Source organism: Oligella sp. HMSC05A10, from assembly GCF_001808335.1.
GTDB lineage: Bacteria > Pseudomonadota > Gammaproteobacteria > Burkholderiales > Burkholderiaceae_B > Oligella > Oligella urethralis.
In genome coordinates this window covers 1-6,068 of the sequence record NZ_KV792861.1, presented here as the reverse complement: position 1 = coordinate 6,068, position 6,068 = coordinate 1, and the positions used below count along the sequence as shown (strand labels likewise).

Annotated in this window: 7 protein-coding genes; 5 read left to right on the top strand and 2 right to left on the bottom strand. The window is 45.6% G+C overall.

Annotated elements, in window-relative coordinates; translation table 11 throughout:
* Positions 1 to 8: 8 nt before the first annotated feature.
* Both HMPREF3144_RS02490 and HMPREF3144_RS02485 read right to left on the bottom strand, forming a co-directional pair.
* On the bottom strand, positions 9 to 716 hold the full coding sequence (locus HMPREF3144_RS02490; protein WP_256388358.1) for a TonB-dependent receptor plug domain-containing protein: 708 nt from the start codon (positions 714 to 716) through the stop codon (positions 9 to 11).
* Positions 717 to 749: 33 nt separating this feature from the next.
* Positions 750 to 1,544, bottom strand: coding sequence for a TonB-dependent receptor plug domain-containing protein (locus HMPREF3144_RS02485; protein WP_048767602.1), 795 nt, complete (start codon positions 1,542 to 1,544; stop codon positions 750 to 752).
* A 297-nt stretch (positions 1,545 to 1,841) separates the two neighbouring features.
* On the opposite strand from HMPREF3144_RS02485, the gene HMPREF3144_RS02480 reads away from it, so the two are divergent.
* The 5 genes from HMPREF3144_RS02480 to efeB all read left to right on the top strand — a co-directional run bounded on the left by HMPREF3144_RS02480 (position 1,842) and on the right by efeB (position 5,905).
* Positions 1,842 to 2,399, top strand: a complete 558-nt coding sequence (locus HMPREF3144_RS02480; RefSeq protein WP_018027412.1) for an iron transporter — start codon at positions 1,842 to 1,844, stop codon at positions 2,397 to 2,399.
* 121 nt (positions 2,400 to 2,520) lie between these two features.
* Positions 2,521 to 2,844: a cupredoxin domain-containing protein gene (locus HMPREF3144_RS02475; protein WP_048767603.1), complete on the top strand. Its 324-nt coding sequence runs from the start codon at positions 2,521 to 2,523 to the stop codon at positions 2,842 to 2,844.
* 21 nt (positions 2,845 to 2,865) lie between these two features.
* Positions 2,866 to 3,723, top strand: coding sequence for an FTR1 family iron permease (locus tag HMPREF3144_RS02470; protein WP_018027415.1), 858 nt, complete (start codon positions 2,866 to 2,868; stop codon positions 3,721 to 3,723).
* The gene (locus tag HMPREF3144_RS02465; RefSeq protein WP_040614296.1) at positions 3,695 to 4,615 is read left to right on the top strand and encodes an EfeM/EfeO family lipoprotein; all 921 of its coding nucleotides are present in this window, start codon (positions 3,695 to 3,697) and stop codon (positions 4,613 to 4,615) included. The genes HMPREF3144_RS02470 and HMPREF3144_RS02465 overlap by 29 nt, the downstream gene beginning before the upstream one ends.
* 3 nt (positions 4,616 to 4,618) lie before the next feature.
* Positions 4,619 to 5,905, top strand: a complete 1,287-nt coding sequence (gene efeB / locus HMPREF3144_RS02460) for an iron uptake transporter deferrochelatase/peroxidase subunit (RefSeq protein WP_018027417.1) — start codon at positions 4,619 to 4,621, stop codon at positions 5,903 to 5,905.
* The last annotated feature ends 163 nt before the right edge of the window (positions 5,906 to 6,068 follow it).

Genomic DNA, 6,068 nt, shown 5'->3' with positions numbered 1-6,068 from the left:
TCCGGTATTTAACTGCTTTTATGCAAAAGTCTCATATTATCGATATGGGTATTAAAATAACTTGCTCTCGCACTAAGTGCATCATATTGAGTAAATACGCCAGATTTTTTGAAGCTTAAACCAAACTCGGTTGATTTGGACTTTTCTGCTTTTAAGGGCTGGCCATTATTGAAGTTCGTCTTATCATCGACCCGCGTTAAAAAGCCCATGGGTATGCTGCCACTCCCACGGACGGCGCGAGCATGGCTAGCGTCAACACTAAAGCCATAAGCTAATTCAAGTTCAGCACTGATATTAGGTGAGAAGTGACTATCGCTCATATGGTAGGGACCGTAGTCAGTGCTATAACGGTCAAAGCGAAGGCCAGCGCCTACACGAAGTCGTTTGAACTGTAATTCATTTTGAATAAAGAGACCGAGGTTTTTACTATCGGTTGTTTTCTTTTTGGTTCCAAGAAAGCGTGGTCCCATTAGACCATTGGTTTCTCCTTCTTCATAATGATAGTCTGCGCCAACGGTGAGTTGATTATAAAGATCACCATATTCTGCTTTGAAGGTGTTTTTTGCGCTACCGCCATAGGCATTGGTCTTAGCTGAGCGGTTAGCTTGATAATCGGTGAGTTTATTGCGATTAGCATAGAGATTGAGTTTCCAGTCCAACCAGGCAATGTCATCACGGTTAAAACGGTGTTCAAGCGTATAGGTGTTGCGTTGTATCCGTTGACGTGAAGGAATTGAATTTTCGGGCGGTTAGCCCATATCGCTACCTATCGATCCAAATAGATAAAGCCCTGTATTTTGGCTGCGTGAGGCACCGATTCTTAAGCTATGACCGTATTGCTCAATAAGACTGAGTTTAAGCATATAGTCTCTATCTTGACCTGCTGAGTTAGGGGTTCGTTGACCACCCCCTTCGCGGTAGTCTTCACGATTAACAGCGCCAATATGGGCTAATAGACCAATACGATCAGCCACTAAGCCGTACAAAGTAAGCCCACCTTGCTTGGCTTTATCAGCGGTGGCGTAGCCCGTTTTTGCGATAAAACCGGCTTTGCGATCGCCTTTTAATAAGTCTTGAGCATCCACTGTTTCAAAGCGCACACTACCACCTAAGGCACCCGGTCCCGCATCAGCTCTAGGGCCTGGTTGAATGGTGACTCGTTTTAATAATTGAGGATCGATGCTACCAATATTACCTCGGTGTTGATGTAAGCTTCGACCTTGTGTAGCACCATCAATAGTGACATTTAAGTTGCCTGAATCAATACCTCTTAAGTAGAAGCGTTGTGCGTTTCGGGCGCCACCGCCCACACTAATGGAGGGTTCATTAGATAAGACGTCAGCAATACTGTTTGCTTGTTTTAGCTGTATATCATCACGACTAATCGTTTTTTGTGTGGCAGGTTCCGTAGTGGTCACAACAACATTAGGAAGCTGGAATACTTCGGCAGACTCAGCGGTATTAGTTTGGGCCTGAGCAAAGGCACTAATACTCCCTAGGCCGCCCATTAAGCATAGCGATAATAAAGAAGGTTTTGTTGACATGGAATTAATTTAGTAAAAACACTTATAGACAAAAAGAATATAATTATTACCCAAAGTAATAATCGATAATAATTATCATTTAGATTGAGGTGAGTGTCAAGTTATTTAATCATTTAAAACTTATATAAATATGCTTGCTAACGTGTGGGGGCTGAGGGCGTGTATACAGCCCTCGGTTTTTTATGTTAGCGCTAATAACTCACTGATTTTTTTACAAATTACCTATTGAAAGGGCAAGTGAAGGAGAGTATATTAATAATGAGAATCATTCTTAATATTAACAAAGAGGAGTTAGATATGAAGTTAATTGGCAATGCGTTACTAGCTAGTGCGACCGCCTTATTATTTGCTTCAGCGGCAAATGCACAAGAGTATCCAGTCGGTGAGCCTGTGCTAAAAGATGGTATGGAAATCGTGGGTGTTTATTTACAGCCCATCACGATGGATAATGAGGGCGTAGAGCCGGAGCACCAGCATCGTCCTGCTAAGGACTCCGATATTCACTTAGAGGCTGATATTCATGCGCTGGATGGTAACCCTAACGGCTTTGCTGAAGGTGATTGGATTCCTAATCTGAACATCACTTATAACATCAAAAAGGTTGATGGTGGCAGTAACTTCAATCATGACGGTCATTTTATGATGATGGTCGCAAGTGATGGTCCACACTATGGGGATAACGTCAAATTAGACGGTCACGGCAAGTACAAAGTGACGTTTAATATTTCTCCTCCTAACCCAAATCAAATGGGTCGCCACATTGATAAGGAGACCGGTGTTGGTCCGTGGTTCCGGCCTTTTGATGTGTCTTGGGAGTTTGATTACAGCGGTACCGGACGTAAGGGTAGTTACTAAGCACTGCGCCCGGAGGGCGTAGTCTCAGTGTTTAAGCTCACAGGAAGCCGCTAGCGGTCGGTCTGTGAGCTTTTTCTTTTTTTGAATAGGTAGTCCAATGAGAAAAATAGTATTTCTTTTAATGGCATTAATCACGTCCTTTTTCTTAAGCGCTTCGCCCGTCATGGCTAAGGGTAAAGAAAAGCACACGGTGCAGTTGCAAATGAAGGACGGTGATTTGATTCCGATGGTGTTAGAGGCGCCAGCCAATACCATTATCCGTATTGAGGTGACAAATATTGGTACCGGTCCAGCAGAGTTTGAGAGTCTGCAATTGCGCAAGGAAAAGGTTTTGGCGCCGGGGGTGACCTCGGTAGTGGTGATTGCTCCTAAAAAGCCTGGTGAATATGACTTTTTTGATGACTTTCATCTAGATAAACCTAAGGGCAAGTTAATCGTTAAGTAAATTATTAAAGGGAGTGTCACCATGGGTCAAGTTGCGTTTGTCGTATGGCGAGAATGTTTTGAGGCCTTGCTGGTCATCGGTATTATTTATGCATGGATGGCTAAGCAGGAGGATCGCAGTTGTATGCGTTACTTGTGGGGCGGGGTACTGCTCGGCATACTGGTGGCAGTGATTTTAGCATTGGTGATTTATGGGGTGTTTAGTGCCTTAGAAGGGGCGCCACAAACGATCTTTATGATCATTATGCAAATCATCGCATGCGTTTTAATTGTGCAAATGGTTTACTGGATGCACAAAAACGCTCGCCATATGAAATCGGCGATAGAGAGTGAGATGGTCAAAAGCCGCGAGAGCTATGCTTGGTGGGGCGCCTTGTTTGTGATTTTAGTGGCCATTGCACGCGAGGGTTCAGAGATTGTGGTTTTCTTATCGGCGCAGATCATGGCACTTAATGCGCAAAATAGTCTGGCTTTTATTACCGAGGTGGCGATTGGCTTACTCGCATCATTAGCTACTTTTTACTTATTTATTTTGACGAGTCGCGTGGTGTCATGGAAGAAGTTCTTTAATGTGACCGGCTTTTTGCTCTTATTTTTAGGTCTGTCACTGCTGATGCGCGCGGTTGAGGATGTTGTTAATTTGCTGGTGGAGAGTGATTATATTGAATTGCTACCAGCATGGACTTATAGCGAGTTATGGGATAGCTCTGCGCTATTAAGTACCTCAAGTGTTGTGGGTAATTTAGCGGGTTCCTTTTTTGCTTACCGTGACCAGCCGACCTTACTCAATGTGATTGTCTTTGTGGTGTTTTGGGCGCTGGTTGTGTTTATTTTTAAACGGCCTAATCATCATGAGATACAACGAGTTGAAGTGGCTTAATCGTCCAGCTAAAGCGGCGAGTCTAACATTGTTAGTCGCCGCTTTGCTGGTGCAGGTGATGCCAGCGCACGCGATACGCGCCCCAGTGCTGAATACGGGGGATGCTACCGCGGCCAAAGGTGATATTCCTACCCCTCAGAAGTTTATACCAGCCATTGAGGCGTATATGCAGTATATGGCATCTGCGATTGAGGAGTCGATTGCGGAATTAACGATGATCGTTGAGTTGGCGGAGAGCGCTGCGTTGGCTGAGGCGAAGCCACATTACATTAGGGCGCATCAAGCTTATGAGCGGATTCGTCCGGCATTACAGTCTTTTGGTTTTATTGATGATGTGGTCAATACGCGGGCAGATTATTATCTGGATCGCGAGGCGAATCCAAATTTCAAAGGCTATCATCGTGTCGAATATGATATTTTCGTGCTTGCTGATGAGGAAAAGACGATCCGAGATACGCAGGATTTGCTGTATCAATTACGGGATGTAAATAAGCGCATTGCTATTGAAACGCTGGAGATTGCTAAGTTAGTGCAATCGGCCGCCGATTTTATGGAAATGATTTTGGAAAAGAAGTTGCTCGGCATCGAAAATCAATATGCGGGCTCCGATTTGGCGGATATACAAGCTAATATTGATGGCTCGCGGCAGGTGGTGAGCTTATTAGCGCCCTTTATTGATGAGCCGGTGATGGCTAATATCACTGCTGTTTTTGAGCGCATTCAACACATTATGGATAACTATCGTGAGGGCGAGGGCTTTAAACAGTTTAATCAGCTAAATGCAGCTGATAAGGCGCGTCTCTATTCCCTCGTTACGGAGCAGGCTCAGCAGCTGGCTGAGCTACGCGCTTTATTGGATATTGAAGTGTATTTTAAGTATAAGTCGGAGTAGATTATGTCAACCCATCGCAAGCGCCGTCATTTTTCCTCTTCACGTCGTCATGTATTACGCCGATTTGGGCAGTTGGGGGTGGGGATGAGTGCCTTGGGGGCGGCAGCAACGCATAGCGCCTTTGCCAAGGACGCAACACGAACTGCCGATAACACGAGCTGTATGCCAAATTACGCTCGCTATATTGATGCGCATGGGCCGCATCAGCAGGGCGTGATTACACCAGATCACAAGGAAGCGATAGTTATTACTTTTAATCTAACCATTGATACAGTCGAGGAGCTGGATGAGCTGTTTAGGGTGCTTTCACGCCGTATTAGTTATTTAACAGCACCTCAACAGATTCCGGTGGATGAGGATGATCGCTTGCCACCGGCAGAGTCTGGGATCTTAGGCGGTAAATTAGAGCCTGATTTGTTAACGGTTACCGTGGCGGTCGGTCACACGTTATTTGACGATCGCTTTGGTCTTAAGGACCGTAAGCCTAAGCATTTGATGGAGATGGCTCGCTTTCCTAATGATCGTTTAGAGGCTAGCTGGGTGGGCGGTGATTTACTACTGCAGTTTTGTGCCAATAGTCGTGAGAGTGTGATTTATGCGTTACGCGATATCGTGCGACATACCGAGCGCTATATGTCACCAGTATGGAAGATTGACGGCTTCCTACCAGCCCGTGATATTGACCGTGGGCAGACGGCGATTAATTTATTTGGTTTCAAGGACGGTACGGGTAATGCCGACAGCAAGGACGCTGCTTTGATGGATGATTTAGTCTGGGTTACGCCTAAACAAGAGGAGCCGAGTTGGTGCGAGGGCGGATCATATATGGCGGTGCGACTAATTCGTTTTAATTTGCAGTTTTGGGATCGCACGCCGTTGGAGGATCAGGAAAACGACTTTGGCAGGGATAAGCGTAGTGGCGCGCCGATTGGTATGAAGGGTGAGTTTGACGATCCAGAGCTACTAAAAGACCCGCATGGAGACCGCATTTTGTATGATTCACATATGCGTCGGGCCGAGCCGCGCGATCCCGAGCGCCATGTCTCTAAGATGAGACGTCGCAGTTTTAGTTACTCGCTAGGGGTGCATGCCTCTGGGCTTTTGGATATGGGGTTGATCTTCATAGCATTTCAGAATGACTTGTATCGAGGCTTTATTCATACTCAAACAAGGCTTAACGGTGAGCCCTTGGAGCGCTATATTAAGCCCTTTGGGGGTGGTTATTATTTTGTTTTGCCGGGGATGGAAGGCGGTGATAACTATCTAGGCCAAGGCTTGATGAAGGGCTAGTGTGAGTCAAGGTATCTCTGCAGTGAGCGATTGAGAGCGTTGTTTGTGCCCGTCTCGTTACGTGGTGTCAACAGGCAAATCCTTAAAAGCCCTAATGTAAAGTCAGGGCTTGCCGCAGGGTCAAGGTAAAGGAGGGTGTAAGGTATTTTGTGTAACTTGATTT